Source organism: Amycolatopsis sp. cmx-8-4 (assembly GCF_046548675.1).
Lineage (GTDB): Bacteria > Actinomycetota > Actinomycetes > Mycobacteriales > Pseudonocardiaceae > Amycolatopsis.
This window is the reverse complement of record NZ_JAEBDZ010000078.1, coordinates 1-1,806: the sequence shown is the minus strand read 5'-3', so window position 1 is coordinate 1,806 and position 1,806 is coordinate 1. Positions and strand designations below refer to the sequence as shown.

Genomic DNA, 1,806 nt, shown 5'->3' with positions numbered 1-1,806 from the left:
ACCCCGCACACCCATCCACGCACACCGATCACTGGTCGCTGTGGCGACGACGCCACCAAACCCGCGCCCGCCACAGCCACTACCAGCGACAACGCGACAAACATCCCACACTGCGGCTGCCGTACTAGCGAGCCGCCGTCCCATGAAGCCCGCCGTCCTGCATTTCCGCAGACGGTAGCGGCGGGGCTGGCTATCGCCGACCCGCCGCCGACAGCGAGGAGGGCCCGCTGTGCACAACACCGTCGCCCGCGCAGGTGCCGCGCCCCGGCCGCAAAGGCCGGCGCGTCTCTCGGTCACCGCGACCGCAGAGCACACGACCGTCGCCGTAGTCGGAGACCTTGACCTGACGGTCACCGGCCAGCTGGCGGCGCGGCTGGAGGAGGAACTCCACCTGAGCCCCCCGATGCTGATCATCGACATCCGCGGGGTCGGGTTCTGTTCCGTGCGGGGGATCTCCGTGCTGCAGGAGGCGACCGCCGCAGCCCGAGCTGCCCGGATCGACGCCGCAATCATCGCCGACAGTCGGGCCGCGCAGCGTCCCATCCACGTGCTGCAGCTCGAGCACGTCCTGCCGCTACACCGCACACTTGCCGACGCTACGGAATGGCTGGCCATCCACAGCCGGGCTGGGGTTGCCCCGTTTTGACGGACAGGGTCGTTGAGGCGGTCAGGCTACCCGGTGAGTGGCTTCGTAGATGCTGGGGCTGAGGTAGCCGAGACTGGAGTGCAGCCGGCGGGTGTTGTACCAGCCTTCGATGTACTCGAAGATCGCCGTGTGCACGGCGTTGCGGGTGGGCCAGCCGCACCGGTAGTTCAATTCCGTGCCCGAGCACCCGTCCGGCCTGCGCGTCCTGATCGGCGCCGACACCTTCCCGCCCAACGTCAACGGCGCGTCCGTCAGCCCTTCTACGACGCCGAGGATCACGGACTGGCCGATGTCGATCACACTCAAGGGGAACTGTTCCTTCTCACGAGGAGGGCGGACACCCGAGTCGTGGGGGGGGGGAGAGACGACCCGGGTACCCGCCCTGTCTGGGGGCACAAAGGAATCTGTGCGGGAAAGCAGTGTTGCAGGGGCTCAGCCTCGGCCGAGTTCGTGGTGGTCGAAACCTTCGTCGCCGAATCCGTGCACCGTGGCCAGGACGAGCGCTGTGAAGATCAGCGCCACCGCGACCGCGGCGACGAACACCGCCCAGCGACGTCGCCGGCTCACAGCCACCTGCCCCCGGCCGACGAGCAACGTCGCATCGGCGCTCAGCTGCCGTCGTGCGGTGGCCAGGATGGGCAGCCAGCCAGGCCGCTCTCGAGCGGCCTGGCTTTCCGGCCGAGGCAGGTCCGCGGCGACCGCGTCCAGCTCGTGCCGGAAGCGCGCCCCGGCGACGAGAGCCAGGCGGTCGTCCAGTTCCTCGACCGTGATGCGCCCTTCCCCGGCAGCCTGGGCCAGCCGCGACCGGGTCTGTTCACGTTCTCCGTCCGAGCAGCGGATCGCCCCGAGTGAGGTGTCGTCGCCCGATGAGACGGGATCAGCCATCGCACGTCCTCGAGCTGGTGGTCCGAATTCGTTGCCCTCAAGCTATAAGAGCGGACGTTTCCAGCGCGCTAGTGTCTCGTGATGCTGTTTGGTTTACGTCGGGTTGACCGGGCATGGTGTTGGCTGGCTTGGTGGAGTTGACGACGGAGCAGCGCGGCGAGTTGCAGGCCTTGGTGTACAGCCCGGATGTGGCGGGGACGGTCGCGACGCGGGCCCGGATCGTGCTGTGGTGCGGCGAGGGCAGGCAGAAGAAGGATGTGGCCGTGCTGGCCGGG

3 protein-coding genes are annotated in these 1,806 nt (G+C 68.6%); 1 reads left to right on the top strand and 2 read right to left on the bottom strand.

What is annotated here, in order from left to right; all coding sequences use genetic code 11:
* The first annotated feature begins 229 nt into the window (after positions 1-229).
* Complete coding sequence (locus ACLJQZ_RS48435) at positions 230-646, top strand: STAS domain-containing protein (RefSeq protein ID WP_410628489.1); 417 nt, start codon at positions 230-232, stop codon at positions 644-646.
* Positions 647-667: 21 nt separating this feature from the next.
* On the opposite strand, the gene ACLJQZ_RS48430 is transcribed toward ACLJQZ_RS48435, so the two are convergent.
* Both ACLJQZ_RS48430 and ACLJQZ_RS48425 read right to left on the bottom strand, forming a co-directional pair.
* Positions 668-868 (bottom strand): IS3 family transposase, encoded by a 201-nt coding sequence (locus ACLJQZ_RS48430; RefSeq protein WP_410628491.1) that lies wholly within the window; start codon positions 866-868, stop codon positions 668-670.
* 210 nt (positions 869-1,078) lie between these two features.
* Complete coding sequence (locus ACLJQZ_RS48425) at positions 1,079-1,531, bottom strand: DUF1707 domain-containing protein (RefSeq protein ID WP_410628487.1); 453 nt, start codon at positions 1,529-1,531, stop codon at positions 1,079-1,081.
* Positions 1,532-1,806: the final 275 nt, after the last annotated feature.

Bases quoted from the DNA above. Each gene is read 5' to 3' on its own strand.
- ACLJQZ_RS48425 (WP_410628487.1), bottom strand. From the start codon at position 1,531: ATGGCTGATCCCGTCTCATCGGGCGACGACACCTCACTCGGGGCGATC.